The organism is Leclercia sp. W6 (assembly GCF_003336345.1).
Taxonomy (GTDB): Bacteria; Pseudomonadota; Gammaproteobacteria; order Enterobacterales; family Enterobacteriaceae; genus Enterobacter.
Genome location: NZ_CP031104.1, coordinates 3,274,724 through 3,292,941, shown reverse-complemented (window position 1 = coordinate 3,292,941; position 18,218 = coordinate 3,274,724). Strand labels below are relative to the sequence as shown.

Here is an 18,218-nt window from a genome sequence, read left to right as displayed (position 1 = left end):
GTGGCGTTTTCTTGCCGGGTGGCGCTTCGCTTACCCGGCCTACAAGGTGCTGGATTCATTGCCGGGTGGCGCTTCGCTTACCCGGCAACAGCAACCTCAATTCTGCAATACCGATGACACCAGCAGCTGGGTGTAGGGATGGTGGGGATCGTCGAGCACCCGGTCGGTCAGCCCACTTTCCACCACTTCGCCGCTCTTCATCACCAGCAGACGGTCTGCCAGCAGCCGGGCAACGCCCAGATCGTGGGTGACAATCACCACCGCCAGGTTCAGTTCCACCACCAGACCGCGGAGCAGATCCAGCAGGCGGGCCTGCACCGACACGTCCAGCCCGCCGGTGGGTTCATCCATAAAGACCAGCTTCGGACGGGTAACCAGGTTGCGGGCGATCTGCAGGCGCTGCTGCATCCCGCCGGAGAAGGTGGTGGGCAGGTCGTCAATGCGCGATGCCGGGATCTCCACCTCCTCAAGCCACTGTTTCGCCGTCGCGCGGATGTCGCCGTAGTGGCGCGCGCCGGTCGCCATCAGCCGTTCGCCGATGTTGCCCCCCCCCGAGACCTGGCGGCGCAGGCCATCCATCGGATGCTGATGCACCACGCCCCACTCGGTGCGCAGCAGGCGACGTCGCTCGGCCTCGCTCATGCCATACAGCGAGTGGCCGTCATAGAGAATGTCGCCGTTCTGCGGCGTCAGGCGCGCCGAGAGGGATTTCAGCAGGGTGGTTTTGCCGGAGCCGGACTCGCCGACAATCCCCAGCACTTCCCCCGGCCACAGGTCAAACGACACGTCGCTGAAGCCTTTGCCCGGCGCATAAAGGTGGGTCAGGTTATTGACCGAAAGCAGCGGTTTCATTGGCTGTTGGCCTCGCTCTGTTGGCGGCAAAAATCGGTATCGGAGCAGACAAACATCCGTTTGCCGGTGTCATCCAGCACCACTTCGTCGAGATAGCTGTGCTTCGACCCGCAGATGGCGCACGGCTCATCCCACTCCTGCACCGTAAACGGGTGATCGTCAAAGTCGAGGCTCTCAACCCGTGTGTAGGGCGGCACGGCGTAGATGCGTTTTTCGCGCCCGGCGCCAAAAAGTTGCAGGGCGGGCATCATGTCCATCTTCGGGTTATCGAATTTCGGGATCGGCGACGGGTCCATCACGTAGCGCCCGTTAACCTTCACCGGGTAGGCGTAGGTGGTGGCGATGTGGCCGAAGCGGGCGATATCCTCGTACAGCTTCACCTGCATCACGCCGTACTCTTCCAGGGCGTGCATGGTGCGGGTTTCGGTTTCGCGCGGCTCGATAAAGCGCAGCGGTTCGGGGATCGGCACCTGGAAAATCAAAATCTGATCTTCAACAAGCGGGGTCTCCGGGATACGATGGCGGGTCTGGATCAGCGTGGCGTCTTCGGTGCGCTCGGTGGTGTTCACCCCCGTCACGCGCGTAAAGAACTGGCGGATCGAGACGGCGTTGGTGGTGTCGTCCGCCCCCTGGTCAATCACCTTCAGCACATCCGCTTCGCCAATCACGCTGGCGGTGATCTGAATCCCGCCGGTGCCCCAGCCGTAGGGCATGGGCATTTCACGGCCACCGAACGGCACCTGATAGCCGGGGATGGCGACCGCTTTTAAAATGGCGCGGCGGATCATGCGTTTGGTTTGCTCATCCAGATAAGCAAAGTTGTAGCCGCTGAGGTTAGCCATTGTCGCGCTCCTGTTGCAGACGTTTAAGCAGTTCCAGTTCAGCCTGGAAATCGACGTAGTGCGGCAGCTTGAGGTGCGAGACAAAGCCTGCGGCCTCAACGTTATCCGTATGGGCCAGCACAAACTCCTCGTCCTGCGCCGGGCCTGTAATGTTCTCGTCGTAGTCGGGGGCCTGAAGGGCGCGGTCAACCAGCGCCATCGCCATCGCCTTGCGCTCGCCCATGCCAAACACCAGGCCGTAGCCGCGGGTGAAGTGCGGCGCGTCGTTATCCGGGGTGACGAAGCCGTTCACCATTTCGCACTCGGTCATTAGCATTTCACCGACGTTCACCGCAAACCCCAGCTCTTCCGGCACAATATCGATGTCGATATAGCCGCTGCGGATCTCTCCGGCGAAGGGGTGGTTACGGCCATAGCCACGCTGGGTGGAGTAGGCCAGCGCCAGCAGATAGCCCTCGTCACCACGCATCAGCTGCTGCAGGCGCGATGAGCGTGAACAGGGGTAAACCGGCGGCGTGCGGGTGATGTCGTCCGGCTCATCGCCGCAATCCTCTTCCGCTTTCGCCAGCCCCTGGTTGGCCAGCAGGCTAAAGACGTGCGGTGCGGCGTCCTGCTCGGTGTGTGAGGGTGTAAGGCGAGGGGCTTCGCCGTTTGCCAGCAGGGTGAAATCGAGCAGGCGATGGGTGTAGTCGTAGGTCGGGCCAAGCAGCTGCCCGCCGGGAATGTCTTTGTAGACCGCCGAAATACGGCGCTCCAGGCGCATCTCTGCGGTGTTGATGGGCTCGCTCACCGCCAGCTTCGCCAGCGTAGTGCGGTAAGCGCGCAGCAGGAAGATGGCCTCGACGTTATCGCCGCTGGCCTGCTTCAGCGCCAGGGCTGCCAGCTCGCGATCGGCGATGCCGCCTTCGGTCATCACCCGGTCAACGGCCAGGTTCAACTGCTGTTCAATCTGGGCGACGCTCAGCTCGGGGATCTGCTCATCGCCCCGGCGTCTGTGCTCCTGCAACGCGTGGGCGGCGGCGATCGCCTTCTCGCCCCCTTTGACGGCAACGTACATCAGCACACCTCCACGTGGGTGGTTCGCGGGATTGCCAGCAGGCGCTCGCCGCAGGTCAGCAGCAGGTCGATCCCCAGCGGGAACGGGTGCGGGCGCTCGGTCAGCTCGTGAATGATGCACTCCGGCAGCTGCGGGGCGACCATCCGCTCCTCGGCGATGCCGGCCCCGGTCAGACGCAGCATGCGTCCGCCGCTCAGGCTGGAGACCTGCAAAATCAGGGTGGCGCTGGTCTCCGGCGCCACAGCGGTGCCCTCGCTCAGGGCGTTGAGCTGCTCGTGGCCGATCTGCTCGTCGGCGACGGCGAATACCGCCTGCTGCGGCTGCTCCACCAGCGGGGCGCTGGTATGAAAACGCAGGTTGCTGCTGACGATATCGTTGCTGACGGAGCCCGACAGCCAGACCGGGGTGTCGTTATCGGCCAGGGTCAGCAGCACGCTGGTGGTGGCGAGGTTCAGCGGCTGCCAGCCATGCTTAAGCTGATGCAGCGAGACGATGACGCCCGGCTCGCTCATCGCTTTAAGCAGACGACGAAAACTGTGCTGGGCATCCTGCACGGCAAGGGTAAAAGCGGGGTGAAGTGTCATGCGTTGTCTCCGCGAACGAGCGTAAAGAAGTCGACCCGGCTGGTGTTCACTTCGGCCTGACGGGCGGCAAGGCGTGCGGCGCGGTCGGCTTCCAGCGGGGCAATAACGGTTTCCATCAGGGCCTGGAAATGGGGTGCTTCCTGCAGCAGGGCGTCCACAACGGCGCACTGCTCGGCGTGGGGTTTGTTACGTCCGAGCAGGTAGCTGTAGCCGAGGGTGCCGCTGGCAAGCCGCACCACGGCGCGGGTCAGGGTGGCATCGCCAGCGAAGTAGCGGGCCCCGGTGCCGCCCATCCGCGCCTGGATCTGCACCAGTCCGGTTTCAGGCGCGCGGATCAGTTCATAAGCGGGCGACAGGCTCAGCGCCGACATCCGCGCGGCAAGCGCCGCAGGCTGGCTGTGGGCGAGCACCGCCATCCAGTGCTGGCGGGTGGAGGTATCGAAATGCATTCAGTGCTCCATGGTGAATTCAATCATGTCGGCGCGGGTCAGGCTGACGGAGTACTCCGTCGCGTTCACCTCGCCGTCACGGTGGTTAAGGGTGCGCACGCAGAGCAGGGGCGCCATGTTGGGGATCTCCAGCACCTTGCTCTCTTTGGCCTGCGCGCGGCGGGCGCTGATGCGCGTCTGGGTGCGTTTGAGCGCAACCCCCGTAGCATCCTGCAGAAAGTCATGCAGCGAGCCGCTGGTGAAATGTTGCAGCACCGGCCAGAGAGCCAGGTCCGCGAAGTAGTGATCGATCTGGCACACCGCCACGCCATTGACCCGGCGCAGGGTACGCAGGTGGATGACGTTGTCCCCCTCCTGGATCCCCAGCGCATCCGCCACGTGACTGGAGGCCGGACGCAGCACCGAGAGCAGTTTTTCGCTGGTGGGGTGGCTGCCCTGATCCAGCAGGTTCTGGCTGAAACGTGCCTGGGCGTTGAGCGGGTAGTCGAACGGGCGCATCAGCACCAGCACGCCGACGCCCTGGCGGCGCTGCACCCAGCCACGCTCCACCAGCTGGTCAATGGCCCGGCGCAGGGTGTGACGATTGACTTCATAGCGATCGGCAAGCTGCTGTTCCGCAGGCAGATAGTCCCCGCAGCGGTAGTGCGTGCGCAGCTCCACTTCGAGCTTTGCCGCAATCTCTTGCCAGCGGGTGGGGTAACTGGTCGGATGTCTGGATGAGTGCATACAAATCAAAGCCTCGCTTCTCAGATGAAGTGCTTACGCAAACGTTGAGAGAGGAAGTCCAGCAGGCTGACGGTGATGATGATGAGCACCATCAGGGCGCAGGTTTGCTGGAACTGGAAACCGCGAATCGCTTCCCACAAAGTGACGCCAATCCCGCCTGCGCCCACCATGCCGACAACGGTGGCGGAGCGGACGTTGGACTCAAAGCGGTAGAGGGAGTAGGAGATGAGTAGCGGCATCACCTGGGGCAGCACGCCGTAAAGAATTTCTTCAATTTTGTTGGCACCGGTGGCGCGAATGCCTTCGACCGGGCCGGGCTCAATGGCTTCCACCGCTTCCGAAAGCAGCTTGGAGAGCACGCCGGTGGTGTGAATAAAAAGCGCCAGCACCCCGGCGAAGGGACCGAGACCGACGGCGACCACGAACAGCATCGCAAAGACCATTTCGTTGATGGCGCGGCAGGCGTCCATCAGGCGGCGCACCGGCTGGTAAATCCACCACGGTACAATGTTGTCGGCGCTCATCAGGCCAAACGGAATGGAGAGCACCACGGCCAGGGCGGTGCCCCAGACGGCGATTTGCAGCGTGACGGCCATCTCGCTGAGGTAGTCCTGCCACTGGCTGAAGTCCGGCGGGAAGAAGTCGGCGGCGAAGGTCGCCATGTTGCCGGAGTCCTGGATCAGCGTCAGCGGGGCCATTTCCGCGCCCTTCCAGGAGACAACCAGCACCGCCAGCAGGATGGCCCAGCTGATCAGCGAGAACCAGCTGCGCTTTGGCGGTGGGAGAGTGATGGTTTGCATGTGTGCTCCTTAATCTGTTCTCCCTCTCCCTCAAGGGAGAGGGAACGTAATCACTGCACCGCTTTGGTCACGCTGGTCATCGCGCCCAGCGCGGCGGTCAGGCGGTCGAGATCGTCCAGCTGCGCCTGAATTTCAGACAGCTTGCTGTTCTTCTCTTCCTCTTTCAGCGTCTTGTTGTCCTTCACGCCCTGGATCTGTTTGAACAGCGCCAGCTGGCGAATCGGCACCAGCTGCAGGTCGCTGGAGGCGCGGAAAGGCGCCCAGCCCAAGCGTTCCAGCACGGTTTTCTCTTCCGCGGTTTTGCCGTAGTTCATAAAGAAGTCGTACACCTTCTCCTTGGTGCTTTCGGAGAGGTTTTTACGCCACACAATCGGGTCGCCCGGGATCAGCGGGGATTTCCAGATCACCTTCAGTTCTTTCAGCTTGTCCGGCGCGGAGGTCTTCAGCTTGTCGAGGTTTTCGGTGTTGTTGGTGGCAACATCCACCTGCTTGTTGGCGACGGCCAGGGCGTTGGTTTCATGCCCGGCGTTGACCGTGCGTTTGAATTCGCTGGTGGAGACATTGTTTTTGGCGAAGACGTAATAGCCCGGTACCAGGAAGCCTGATGTGGAGTTGGGATCGCCGTTGCCAAAGGTGAGCTCTTTACGTTTGGCGAGCATGTCGTTGAGGTTGTTGATCGGGCTGTCTTTGTTGACGATCAGCACGCTCCAGTAACCCGGGGAGCCGTCGGCGGCCACGGTTTGCGCAAAGACCTGACCGTTGGCTCGATCCACCGCTTCCATGGCGGAGAGGTTGCCGTACCAGGCGATATCCACTTTGTTAAAGCGCATCCCCTGGATGATGCCCGCGTAGTCCGGGGCGAAGAAGGCGTTCACTTTGATCCCCAGCTTGCTTTCCATGTCCTTCAGGAAGGGTTCCCACTGTGGCTTCAGGTTCTGCTGTGATTCCGTCGAAATAATGCCGAAATTCAGCGCTTTTTCCTGCTCCTCTGCAAACGCCGGGCTGAACAGGGTGCTGATGCTGAACATGCTGGTGAAGGCCAGTGCGGCAACCGTCTTATAGCTCATTTCCATTCCTCATTGTGGGGACGTTAAGCAGCCTGCGCGCTCTCTTCGACACGGTTAATGCTGCGGTAGAGATGATCAAAACGTTCGTTATCAAACTGGTGGCTGGCGCCATCGAAGAAGACGTGCCCCTGACGCAGGGCGACGATGCGCTCGCAGTAGCGCAGGGCGTAATCCACCTGGTGCAGCGTGACCACCACGGTGATGCCGTCCTTGCGGTTAATGTCGCGCAGGGTTTCCATGACGATGCGGGCCGACTCCGGGTCCAGCGAGGCAATCGGCTCATCGGCGAGAATAATTTTGGCTTTCTGCATCAGCGCCCGGGCAATCGCCACGCGCTGCTGCTGTCCACCGGACAGGGTGGAGACGCGCTGGTGGGCGAAATGGGCCATGCCGACGCGGGTGAGCGCCTGCAGAGCTTCTTGCTTCTGGGACGGGGAGAACCAGCGCAGACAGGTGCGCCAGAACGGGGTGCTGCCGAGCGCGCCAATCAGCACGTTCTCCAGCACTGTCAGGCGGTTCACCAGGTTGAACTGCTGGAAGATGTAGCCGGTCTGGGCGCGGCTTTTGCGGATATCACTCGCCAGACGGCCCGCGCGCTGCACGGTATTGCCCAGCAGCTCAACGTGGCTTTCTGAGGTTTTGTCGCAGGTGATGAGGCCGCTTAAGTGGCGCAGAAGGGTAGATTTACCTGAACCGGACGGCCCCAGCAGCGCTACCATTTCGCCCTGCTGGACGGTCAGATCAACGGCATGCAGAGCCTTGTTGTGATGAAAGGTTTTGCTCAGCTTCTCGACGCGGATGACAGTGTGCATGGGTAAGGCCTCAATTCAAATGTGGCCTCATGCTGGCGGATCAATGTGACATTTAGGTTAAGTGTTGGTTGCGGGAGTTTGAAGAGTTGAGGTGAAAGCGATGACAGTGACGGCAGGCCCGGCGGCGCTTCGCTTGCCGGGCCTATAAAAGACAAATCAGTTCTTCTTAACGAACTCGGATTTGAGCTTCATCGGGCCGAAGCCGTCAATTTTGCAGTCGATGTTGTGGTCGCCCTCGACCAGACGGATGCCCTTCACTTTGGTGCCGATCTTCAGCATTGAAGAGCTGCCTTTGACCTTCAGGTCTTTAATGACGGTGACGTTATCGCCATCCGCCAGCAGGTTGCCGTTGGCATCTTTAACGATCAGCTCATCGCTCTCGGCTACGGGTTCTGCGTTGTTCCATTCGTGAGCGCATTCCGGGCAGATGAACATACCGTTATCTTCATAGGTATATTCAGAGTTGCATTTCGGGCAGTGTGGCAGTGACATGGTGTTCTCCTCAAAATAGTGCGAACCGGCGGCAATCAGGCCCGCCAAAAATCGACAGGTTGTCGAAAAAGGCGGCAAGTATAGCGCATGTCCTTACTTTTGTCGGTGATATTATTTTTCGCTTTTGGCTAAAAAAAGCGTTTCTGATGACAGAGTCTGTCAGTGACTCAGGTAATGATAAGTACCCGGTGCGAGAATGAAATGCTTGCGAATGAAAGCAATAATATTTTATTGCGGCAAATTGATACGCCGTGTCATTTCGGATAAGGTTAAGGTGCTAATGATATTCACCGTAAATGTTTTTATAGCCATCCCCGGGCTTGCAGGGATGATTACCCCCTCATTTTTGGTGGGCGATTAAAGATGGTTTATCCTGAAATTTATTAAATTTGAGCTACGCTCTTAGTCTTTCGGTTTCCCTGACCGAAGGAGCGCGCTCCGCTGTTTTATGCACTTAAAGAATATATTTGATTGTCATCAGACAATTATTTTGCGTCGAACATATTTGCTACACGGAATCATATAAGCCGATCCTTCATTCTTAAAATAATTCGGTTATATAAAATTTGTGTTAAGGGAAGGCTTTTTACTATGCATACACAAACAATATTTGAGTTAAGCCAGGAAGCTGAAAGACTGCTGCAACTCTCATTGCAGAATCTCGAGTCACTAAGCGCCATGCCTGCTGCGATGCTGGACAATGCAACGTCGGCCCTTACCGGCGAAACCAGCAACGTTTTACCTCTACATTTTAGTGCCCGTGGTTTAGAAGCGCAGCAGTCCATGCTGAATAATGAACTGCGCAAAATTACCCGTCTGGAGATGGTGCTGGCGATTGTGGGCACCATGAAAGCCGGTAAATCGACGACGATTAACGCCATTGTGGGAACGGAGGTGTTGCCCAATCGCAACCGTCCGATGACCGCGTTGCCGACGCTGATCCGTCATACGCCTGGTCAGAAGGAGCCGGTGCTGCATTTTTCTCACGTGGCGCCGATCGATACATTAATAAAACAAATGCAAAAAAAGCTGGCCAATTACGATCGCGGCAAGCTGGCCCAGCAACTTGAAATTGATAAAGATATGAATGCGTTGCTGGGGCGCATAGAAACCGGCGAAGCGTTTGAAAAACATTATTTAGGCGCGCAGCCGATATTTAATTGTTTAAAAAACCTGAATGATTTAGTGCGACTTTCTCAGGCGCTGGGAACAGATTTTCCCTTCTCTGCCTATGCAGCGATTGAGAATATCCCGGTTATTGAGGTGGAGTTTGTCCATCTGGCCGGGCTGGATGGCCATCTGGGGCAATTAACCCTGCTGGATACCCCCGGGCCGAATGAGGCCGGGCAACCGCATCTGCAAAAAATGCTTACCGAGCAGCTCGCCCGCGCTTCGGCGGTGCTGGCGGTAATGGATTATACGCAACTGAAGTCGATTTCCGACGCCGAAGTGCGGCTGGCTATTTCTGCCGTCAGCAAATCGGTACCGCTCTACGCGCTGGTCAACAAATTCGATCAGAAAGACCGCAACAGCGATGATGAAGAGCAGGTGCGGGCGATGATCTCCGGCACCCTGATGAAAGGTCATATTTCTCCAGGGCAGATCTTCCCGGTCTCCTCGATGTGGGGGTACCTGGCGAATCGGGCGCGTCATGAGCTGAATCAGCACGGCAAGTTGCCGGATCACCAGGAGCAGCGCTGGGTGCAGGATTTTGCCGAAGCTGCGCTGGGCCGCCGCTGGCGGACTGCCGATCTGGACGATATTGAACACGTTCGCCACTCTGCCGATCTGCTGTGGGAAGATTCCCTCTTTGAGCAGCCGATCCGCAAGCTGATTTATGCCGCCTACGCCAATGCCTCGCTGTATGCGTTACGCTCGGCCTCGCATAAGCTGCTGAACTATGCCCAGAATGCCCGGGAATACCTGGATTTCCGCTATCAGGGGCTCACGGTCGCCTTCGACGAGCTGGAGCTGAATATCGCCCGCCTGGAAGAGGATATGGCGCTGTTGCAGTCCCGTCAGGTGTCGGTAAGCAATGAGGTGCGGCATGAAGTCGGACAGGCGCTGGCGGCGACCGACCTGTTTATCAGCACCCAGCAAAACGATATCAAACTTGCGGTAGCGCACATCTTCAATCCGGATAATTTGCTCGATCTGGCCGGGTTTAAGCCGCACACGCTCCATGCCGAGGCGTTAGCTACGCCGGGGCATCTGGTGCTGGACGATGAAGGTCAGGCGCAGATCCTGCTGAGCAAAATCCGCTCCTCCTGTGAAATGATCCTGCTGGATGCACAGGCCAAAATCGGTCGCGAGCTGGCGCTGCGGTTTGACCAACTGGAAACCACGCTGGCCCGCTCCCTGAACGACGCCATGCGGCCCATTGAAACGCGGATTAAAGAGGAGCTAAGCCATGCCGGATTCCGCGCGCGGATCAGCTTCCCGGCGTTTCAGGCAAACCAGCTTAACTTCAATACCCGGGGGCTGTTCAGCGATGCTATCGCTCAGGAGAGCCTACCGGCTGGCCAGGGACAGGGAACCAGCAGTGCGCTGCGCGACACGGTCTCCCGTTGGTTGAACAATCCGGGCTGGGGCTGGGAAGATTATGTGATGACGCGGACGCGCTATGTTATTAACGTGTCAGAGCTTCATGAAAAATTTAAACAGCATATAGATCACTTTTGTGAACAAATTCGTAAAGCTTTGGCTGCGCAGGTCGATGTCTCTGTTACAGCGGGTATGGCGACATTCTTTGCGGAATTCTCGTTATGCCTTGCAGGGTTACAGGAAAGCTTGCGTGATAGCCTCGCAGTGCGTCAGCAAAATGAGCATGCCACACGGGCGCTCAGCCAGCTGTTGCAGCAATGCATTACGACTGCGACGTGGATTCAGGAAGATACCCGACTGTTACGCGATGATATTCAAACGTTATTCGCGGCAGAGCAACCATGACAAAACAACTACTGGACGGTCCCGGACGGACGCTGGAATGTATCCATCCTAAATTTATGGTCGACCTGGTGCAGGGGGCTGACGCGCAGCGTCACACCTCTGTGGTGTCGCAACAGCAGCACTTTCGTGAACGTTTAACCCAGGAGATCATGGCGCAGTCTCAGCTTCGTCAGTGGGCCATGGGGGGAATGTTCAGCGAAAATGCTGTGCTGCGACTCGGGCTGGCAGAGAAGCTGGCCGGCATGTTTGACCCCGGCCATCTGGCGCTGACCCGCATGACACACATTCTCTCCACGCTGCGCCAGCAGGCCAGCCTGCGTAATCAGCCGCCGATTGGCGTGGTGCATCAATACGAAACCCTCTCCGCCCATTTTCAGCAACGTGCGCAGTTCAAAGAGAAGGCGTTAACCCAGCGCGGATTAACGGTACAGGCAGGCGTTCACAGCGAGCAGATTTTTACCCGCTGGCGCGCCGGGCACTATGACGGCTGGTCGCTGGCCGGTCGCGGTTATGTGGTGCTGGAGGAGCTGCGCTGGGGGGCGTTCGGTGATGCCTGTCGACTGGCAAATGCAGACGTCAGCGCCATGTTGAAAGATAACCTGTGCAGTATGGTGGCTAACTATCTGGCGCAGGGGATCAACGCTGCACCTAATACCCGCCATTTTTATCACCAGTGGCTCACCACGCCCAGTACGCCGGGGATTATCGACCATAAAGATATGCTGGGCTGGCTGGGTGACTGGTGTGATGCCGACAGGCATCCGGTGTGCTGGTCGGTGACGCAAAGCTGGCAGAATGTGGCGCTGGGGATGCCGAGGTTGTGTTCGGCGGCGAGGCTGGCGAAAGCGATGGTGGAGGAGGTGTTTGGGGAGTAGGGGGAGTGAGCATGTTGCAGCGGTGAGGGAATATGTGGCTGCAGTGGTGGTTCCGTTCACTTTACGTTCTCTGCTTCCCGGTAAACCACGTCACCTGTGAACGTGTTAAGGGGGCTATCGCGCCCCCTTAACAATCCCGGCTCCCGGCAAGAAAATCGCCGCTTCGCGGATTGTTCGCCCCATCCCTGGGGCTCACCCCTCCGGGGCCAGCGCAAGCGCTATCCAAAATTGCTCCCGGCAATTTTGTCCTCAGCTTATTCCTCCAGGCTTTCGGGTCGGGCACCAGCCTGCATCCCTGCAGGCTATGCCCTCTCGGCGCATCCCTGCGCCTCGCCCCGGCCTTCCGGAAACGCTTCGGCGATTTTCAGCCGGACCAGGGAGCCGCTGTAAGCCTCGACCTTTCATTGAGTTTCTTCACTGCTTTAAATGCAAAACCCTCCCGGTGGGGAGGGTTGGGGGATTAATGGTGCAGTGATTCAACCGGGCGCTGTTCTTCGGTCGTGGTTGGGACGTTGCCAAAGCGTTTGGCGTACAGCGCGGTAATAATCGGCACCAGAATCGCCGTGACGATGACGCTTGCTGCAACCAGCGCGGTAGCGGAGGCGGCAACCGGTTCGAAAGCTGGGTTAATCTGGGCGATAATCACCGGGTTTGCCACCGCAGCGCCTGCTGCGGAAGAGGCGGCGACACCCGCTGTACCATTCCCGCCGCCGATAACGCGGTCGGCAATAATCAGTGGAATACCGGTGATGATGATAACCGCCACACCCAGCACGATACCCAGCAGGCCGGTATCCAGAATCACGTTCAGGTTGATGGTGTTACCCAGCGCGAAGCCGAAGAACGGGATCAGAACCGGGGTTGCTTTGCTGAAGAAGTCGCGCAGATCGTGATCCAGGTTGCCGAGGGCAAAACCGATCAGGAACGGCAGGATGGCGCCGACAAAGTGGTGCGGTTCAAAGGAGGCCAGACCGGCGGAGCCGAGGATCAGCATGGTCATCAGCGGGCCAGATTCCAGAGACATCAGAACGAACGCGCCGGACTCTTCTTTAGTGCCGTACTGGTTCATCAGGCTGGCATACAGGCCACCGTTGGTCATGTCCATTGCAGAGACAATCGCCAGCACCGAGAGGCCTGCAAAGAAGCCGGTCTGAATACCGTTTTCCGGAATAAACATGGCGCAAACCATCGCCACAATCCACGCCACGGCAATTTTGGTAATTACCAGGGTACCGGATTTACGTAATACCGTGCCCGTTGCACGTAAATTAATGGAAGCGCCAATACAGAAGAACCAGACCGCAAGGATCGGTACTGTGCCGGTAATCATGCCTTTGGTGAATCCACCAAAATAGGCTCCAGTATTAGGCGCTAAGGTATTTAAAATTGCACCCAGTACCAGCGGAACCAGCATCATCCCTCCGGGGATGCGTTCAATCGCGGCTTTAATCTTCATCATCAACCCTCACATCTCATCGCGCATCGCCAGCGGACAAGTGATATTTAATAATCTAATGAATTCAACGAATTGTGACGCTTTGACGTCAGCGGATTCGTCATTCATACAGCAGATATAACCAGTTTGGTTTTTTTAAGCCTTCACTCAAAGGCCACCAGACTCGTTGTGACGGGCTTATGATGCGATCGTTGGAATGATGATTCAATGAAAATAAAACAGCGTTTTAGTTATCTGCGTCACATATTTTGAGGAAACACGATATTTGCCTCTTGATTATTAAAACCGCTGTAAATGCATTGTAAAATAATGTCGTTCTTTTTTGATTTCACAGCAAATAATAACGGCTGAAAAGATATTTACCGAGCCAGACATAAGAAACAACTGATGGACATGAATTTACAGTTTTGACACTTCTGGTGATAACCAGAAAAAATTATGTGAAGTTGATCACACATATAAACGCTGGTAGGGTAAAGGCTGTCATTCACAGCCCAGACAGGCGTCAACAGGTTCGGTTGTACCGGTCCGAAAGGTCAGTGTAAGTAAACCTGCTACGCTTGAGAGACGAGAATGCGCATGAGGCGCTTCCCGGGTTCCATAGAGCGCATTTTTCAGCGCTGTGGTGAGGACTGGGCTTAGTCTATGAGGATAGCAATGCTTAAAAGGAAAAAAGTTAAACCGATCACCCTGCGCGACGTCACCATTATTGACGACAGCAAACTGCGCAAAGCGATCACCGCCGCCTCGCTCGGTAATGCGATGGAATGGTTCGATTTTGGTGTGTATGGCTTCGTGGCCTATGCGCTAGGTAAAGTCTTCTTCCCCGATGCCGATCCCAGCGTGCAGATGATTGCCGCCCTCGGGACCTTCTCTGTTCCTTTCCTTATCCGACCGCTGGGTGGCCTGTTCTTCGGCATGCTGGGGGATAAGTATGGCCGTCAGAAAATCCTCGCCATCACGATTGTGATTATGTCGGTCAGTACCTTCTGTATTGGTCTGATCCCGTCGTACGCCAGTATTGGTATCTGGGCGCCGATCCTGCTGCTGCTCTGTAAGATGGCACAGGGCTTCTCGGTCGGGGGCGAATATACCGGTGCGTCGATCTTCGTCGCCGAGTATTCCCCGGACCGTAAGCGCGGCTTTATGGGCAGCTGGCTCGACTTTGGCTCCATTGCCGGGTTCGTGCTGGGCGCGGGCGTGGTGGTGCTGCTCTCTACCGTGGTGGGCGAAGAGAACTTCCTCTCCTGGGGCTGGCGTATTCCGTTCTTCCTGGCGCTGCCGTTGGGCATTATCGGCCTCTACTTGCGTCACGCGTTAGAAGAGACCCCGGCGTTCCAGCAGCATGTTGATAAGCTGGAGCAGGGCGACCGCGAGGGCCTGCAGGATGGCCCGAAAGTCTCGTTCAGAGAAATTGCCACCAAACACTGGCGCAGCCTGCTGACCTGTATCGGTATGGTGATCTCCACCAACGTGACCTATTACATGCTGCTGACCTATATGCCGAGCTATCTGTCGCATAACCTGCACTACTCGGAAGATCACGGCGTATTGATTATCATCGCCATTATGGTGGGGATGCTGTTTGTCCAGCCGATCATGGGTCTGCTGAGCGACCGCTTTGGCCGTCGTCCCTTCATTATTTTCGGCAGTGTCGCGCTGTTCTTGCTGGCTATCCCGGCCTTCATTATGATCAACAGCAATGTGATCGGGCTGATTTTTGCCGGCCTGCTGATGCTGGCGGTGATCCTTAACTGCTTTATCGGCGTGATGGCCTCAACCCTGCCGGCGATGTTCCCGACGCACATCCGTTACAGCGCGCTGGCGGCGGCGTTTAATATCTCGGTGCTGATCGCCGGTCTGACCCCGACTCTGGCGGCGTCGCTGGTGGAGAGTACCCAGAACCTGATGATGCCAGCGTATTACCTGATGGTGATTGCGGTCATCGGTCTGGTCACCGGCATTTATATGAAAGAGACGGCGAACCTGCCGCTGAAAGGGGCGACGCCTGCTGCGTCTGACCTTCAGGAAGCGAAAGAGATCCTGCGTGAGCACCACGACAACATTGAGCAGAAGATAGAAGATATCGATGCTGAAATTGCCGAGCTGCAGGCGAAGCGTTCCCGACTGGTCGATCAACATCCCCGCATCAATGAGTAAATAACAAAACCCGGCTTCGGCCGGGTTTTGCGTCTTTCGTCACCATAACGTCACAGCATATAAGGTAGATCATATTTTCTATGGTTTTCCTGATTTTGCCTGCGTAATCATTTTTTTTCATACCTAAAAGGAATACGACTAAAGTTTATTGGCGCTTTGATTGAATAGTGCTTACGCTGTATATAAGCAGATGCCTCTAAAAAATCGACGCTCAGAGCGCTATGAGAGATGTGTATGCCGGGTTTTACACCAACATAGTTATGAATGCAGCCAGACCCTGAGATGCTGAATCTTTTCGGTAACGTATTCTTGCGCGAAACAGCATTTTATTATTTTTAATACGCTTACTGGTGCAATTAGCACAAAAAAAGTAATACCGATGCTTAATTATAAGTAGGTCAGGACATGCTGAGAAATTCGCAGAAGATCACCCATGGAGGTTACTCAGTATTCATTAAATTAATTGATTTCTTCTCAATTAATTTAATTCTGATGCTCAGCGGTTGGTGGTTGAAAATGGAGTCTTTCGACACTGTGATTTTGATCAGCTTGTTGTACTCCATCACCTTTTTACTGTTTGGTGAGTACACTGAGTGTTATCTGTATCGACCTAAAAACAATAAATTACGTAACCAGCGGCGTCTTTTTCTGACGGCGTTTTTAGCCATCCTGTTTATCGGCATGGTGCGCATTTTAGTCGCAAAATTATATTCTTTAGGTTACCTGAACTTTATTGATGTCCGAAATATCCCGGCAATGCCGCTCTGGTATGCCTCGCCGATCCCTTTTCTTTATGTGATTCGGCTGATTATTTTTAAGCTGTCGGCTAAAAAGCGTATCAGAGTGGCGATTATCGGGATCACCGATAACGGCCTGGCGGCGGAAAAGGCTCTGCGCCTTGAATATGCGGACGTACAGCTGGAACTGGCCTTCTACGATGAACGTGGCCCGGAACGGCTGGGTGAACTGGCGAAAAGAATTACCAGCCCGTATAACGGGCCGGTGATCAAGCTGGTGGAGGAGGCGAAGGCGGGCAGAGTGGATGAAATCTACATTGCCCTGCCGATGGTGGCGCTGCAACGTATACGCCATTTTTTAGCCATGATGTCAGACACCACTGTCAATACGTACATCGTGCCAGATTTTTACGCTTACAGTACCAATACGTCGCAGATACGCTCTATCCATAACTTACAAACGATCGGTATTTTCACTTCGCCGCTGGATGGCGGAGGTTCGTTTATTAAACGCGCAGAAGATCTGGTGCTGGGCAGCGCGATTATGGTAATGATTGTCTCGTTAATGATCGTCATTGCCATCGGCATCAAGCTCACCTCGCGCGGCCCGGTTTTCTTTAAACAGGATCGTTATGGTCTGAGCGGGCAGAAGATCAAAGTCTGGAAGTTCCGGACCATGAAAGTCATGGAAAATACCGACACGGTGATACAGGCGACACGAGATGACCCCCGGGTCACGCGCTTTGGAGCATTCTTACGTCGGACGTCTCTGGATGAACTACCGCAGTTCATCAATGTTATTCAAGGAAATATGTCGATTGTCGGCCCGCGGCCTCATGCTGTGGCGCACAACGAGCTTTACCGTAAGCAGGTCGAAAACTACATGATTCGCCATAAAGTAAAGCCTGGGATCACAGGTTTAGCGCAAATTAATGGCTATCGTGGCGAAATTGATGCGCTATATAAAATGGAAAAGCGAGTCCAGTACGACATTGAATATATTCAGAACTGGTCCTTTTGGTTAGATATAAAAATCATCATTAAAACCATTTTTAAGGGATTTGTCGGTAAGAATGCATACTAAAATTATTATTATCGCTGGGATGATAGCGTCTCCGGTCGCGTTAGCAGAATTAACGCCAAAATCACATATCGGCTGGGCGGGCATCGACTTTCAGAGCAACGTTGGGGTGGAGTATGGACACAACGATAACGTGACTTTCCAGCCTCACGACAGCGATGAAAAAGGCTCTGACTTCCAAGGGCTCAAGCCTGTCCTGAGCATGAACGGGGAGCGAGGCCAGGATAAGTATCTGCTGATGTACTCCGGAGATTATCGCCACTACTCGAGTGATTCTGCGGATGATTATGACGATCACTTTTTCCGCTTTAAAGGCGACTGGCGTTTTGGGCTGATGCATGGCCTGTCCCTGAATCTGGAAGATTCCCTTGGCCACGAGGAGCGCGGGCGTGGCGTAACGGAAGGCTTCCTGCCTGAACAGTTCCGGCAATTTGGCGTGAGGTCACCGTTAACTACCAATTTGTTCAACAGTGAGCTGCGCTATAGTTACGGTGCGCCAGATGGCCGTGGAAGGGCAGACCTGGCGTTGATGCACCGCAAGTGGACCTTTGGCAATACCGGCCAGGTTGAGAGCAAGGATGAGGATTTCGCACAATATATCCGCGAACAGGAGTGGGACGAAAATACGCTGATTGCAGAAATTTTCGATCAATACACCTCTAAGACGCGTTTTCGCTATAGTTTTATTACTAACCAGTTTCATTATGGTCATGCGTCGGAAAAAGACAGTAATGAATACTATTTGCGTTATGGCATTCAGTCGCAGCTGACGGGCAAAACGAACGTTGATATGAACGTGTCGTGGCTCTATAAAACCTTTGAAAATAACCCGGGTTCGAAGGATTTTAACGGGATTAACTGGGATATTCTGGGTGAATGGCGACCTCTCCAACAGTCACTTTTTACGTTAAGAACATCCCAAAGTATTAAAGACCCTTCCGAAGCGGGAGGATATAATTTAGTTACGGAGTACGGCGTTTCATACAAACATTTTTGGATGAACAACCGGTTAACGACGTTGCTTGATTACGCATACATTACAGAAGACTACAAAGATCAGGACAAGGATCGTCACGACAAGAATGGCGTGTTTTCATTTATTGTAGGTTATGACCTCACACCATCGATTAACTTTGGTGTGGAATATCATCTAGATACGCTTAAGTCTAATAAAGATACCGATACCTTTACCATCGGCCCTAACGACGATCGCGTGGTGACTGAAACGTTGGGCTACGATCAATCTTTGATTATGCTTACAGCTAAGGTTCAGATTTAA

Annotated in this window: 16 protein-coding genes; 5 read left to right on the top strand and 11 right to left on the bottom strand. The window is 55.5% G+C overall.

All coding sequences use genetic code 11. From position 1 onward, the window contains the following. Positions 1-96: 96 nt before the first annotated feature. The 10 genes from phnK to DVA43_RS16020 all read right to left on the bottom strand — a co-directional run bounded on the left by phnK (position 97) and on the right by DVA43_RS16020 (position 7,681). The gene (gene phnK, locus DVA43_RS16065) at positions 97-852 is read right to left on the bottom strand and encodes a phosphonate C-P lyase system protein PhnK (protein ID WP_114316124.1); all 756 of its coding nucleotides are present in this window, start codon (positions 850-852) and stop codon (positions 97-99) included. Next, positions 849-1,694, bottom strand: a complete 846-nt coding sequence (gene phnJ, locus DVA43_RS16060; RefSeq protein ID WP_103177903.1) for an alpha-D-ribose 1-methylphosphonate 5-phosphate C-P-lyase PhnJ — start codon at positions 1,692-1,694, stop codon at positions 849-851. Before phnJ ends, phnK begins: the two co-directional genes overlap by 4 nt. Continuing rightward, positions 1,687-2,751 (bottom strand): carbon-phosphorus lyase complex subunit PhnI, encoded by a 1,065-nt coding sequence (locus DVA43_RS16055; protein ID WP_114316123.1) that lies wholly within the window; start codon positions 2,749-2,751, stop codon positions 1,687-1,689. The genes phnJ and DVA43_RS16055 overlap by 8 nt, the downstream gene beginning before the upstream one ends. Then, positions 2,751-3,335 (bottom strand): phosphonate C-P lyase system protein PhnH, encoded by a 585-nt coding sequence (phnH, locus tag DVA43_RS16050; RefSeq protein WP_103177905.1) that lies wholly within the window; start codon positions 3,333-3,335, stop codon positions 2,751-2,753. The genes DVA43_RS16055 and phnH overlap by 1 nt, the downstream gene beginning before the upstream one ends. Then, entirely contained in the window at positions 3,332-3,784 is a 453-nt protein-coding gene (gene phnG, locus DVA43_RS16045) for a phosphonate C-P lyase system protein PhnG (protein WP_103177906.1), read from the bottom strand. Before phnG ends, phnH begins: the two co-directional genes overlap by 4 nt. Beyond that, on the bottom strand, positions 3,785-4,510 hold the full coding sequence (phnF, locus tag DVA43_RS16040; protein WP_114316122.1) for a phosphonate metabolism transcriptional regulator PhnF: 726 nt from the start codon (positions 4,508-4,510) through the stop codon (positions 3,785-3,787). A 20-nt stretch (positions 4,511-4,530) separates the two neighbouring features. Further along, positions 4,531-5,310 carry a phosphonate ABC transporter, permease protein PhnE gene (phnE, locus tag DVA43_RS16035; RefSeq protein ID WP_114316121.1) on the bottom strand — a complete coding sequence of 260 codons (780 nt, stop codon included), beginning with the start codon at positions 5,308-5,310 and terminating at the stop codon, positions 4,531-4,533. A 50-nt stretch (positions 5,311-5,360) separates the two neighbouring features. Further along, positions 5,361-6,377 (bottom strand): phosphonate ABC transporter substrate-binding protein, encoded by a 1,017-nt coding sequence (phnD, locus tag DVA43_RS16030; protein WP_114316120.1) that lies wholly within the window; start codon positions 6,375-6,377, stop codon positions 5,361-5,363. A 23-nt stretch (positions 6,378-6,400) separates the two neighbouring features. Then, entirely contained in the window at positions 6,401-7,189 is a 789-nt protein-coding gene (phnC, locus tag DVA43_RS16025; protein WP_114316119.1) for a phosphonate ABC transporter ATP-binding protein, read from the bottom strand. A gap of 156 nt (positions 7,190-7,345) precedes the next feature. Then, on the bottom strand, positions 7,346-7,681 hold the full coding sequence (locus tag DVA43_RS16020) for a zinc ribbon domain-containing protein YjdM (protein WP_103825445.1): 336 nt from the start codon (positions 7,679-7,681) through the stop codon (positions 7,346-7,348). Between the two features lie 591 nt (positions 7,682-8,272). On the opposite strand from DVA43_RS16020, the gene crfC reads away from it, so the two are divergent. Together crfC and DVA43_RS16010 are read left to right on the top strand one after the other, a co-directional pair. Further along, the gene (gene crfC / locus DVA43_RS16015; RefSeq protein WP_103825446.1) at positions 8,273-10,630 is read left to right on the top strand and encodes a clamp-binding protein CrfC; all 2,358 of its coding nucleotides are present in this window, start codon (positions 8,273-8,275) and stop codon (positions 10,628-10,630) included. After that, entirely contained in the window at positions 10,627-11,505 is an 879-nt protein-coding gene (locus DVA43_RS16010; protein ID WP_103825447.1) for a diguanylate cyclase regulator RdcB family protein, read from the top strand. The genes crfC and DVA43_RS16010 overlap by 4 nt, the downstream gene beginning before the upstream one ends. Before the next feature lie 460 nt (positions 11,506-11,965). On the opposite strand, the gene kdgT is transcribed toward DVA43_RS16010, so the two are convergent. Beyond that, complete coding sequence (kdgT, locus tag DVA43_RS16005; RefSeq protein ID WP_114316118.1) at positions 11,966-12,961, bottom strand: 2-keto-3-deoxygluconate transporter; 996 nt, start codon at positions 12,959-12,961, stop codon at positions 11,966-11,968. Positions 12,962-13,618: 657 nt separating this feature from the next. Between kdgT and proP the strand changes: the two genes are divergently transcribed. From proP to DVA43_RS15990, 3 genes are all read left to right on the top strand, one after another. Next, complete coding sequence (gene proP, locus DVA43_RS16000) at positions 13,619-15,121, top strand: glycine betaine/L-proline transporter ProP (RefSeq protein WP_114316117.1); 1,503 nt, start codon at positions 13,619-13,621, stop codon at positions 15,119-15,121. 405 nt (positions 15,122-15,526) lie between these two features. Then, on the top strand, positions 15,527-16,942 hold the full coding sequence (locus DVA43_RS15995; protein WP_114316116.1) for an undecaprenyl-phosphate glucose phosphotransferase: 1,416 nt from the start codon (positions 15,527-15,529) through the stop codon (positions 16,940-16,942). Further along, complete coding sequence (locus DVA43_RS15990) at positions 16,932-18,218, top strand: outer membrane beta-barrel protein (protein ID WP_114316115.1); 1,287 nt, start codon at positions 16,932-16,934, stop codon at positions 18,216-18,218. Before DVA43_RS15995 ends, DVA43_RS15990 begins: the two co-directional genes overlap by 11 nt.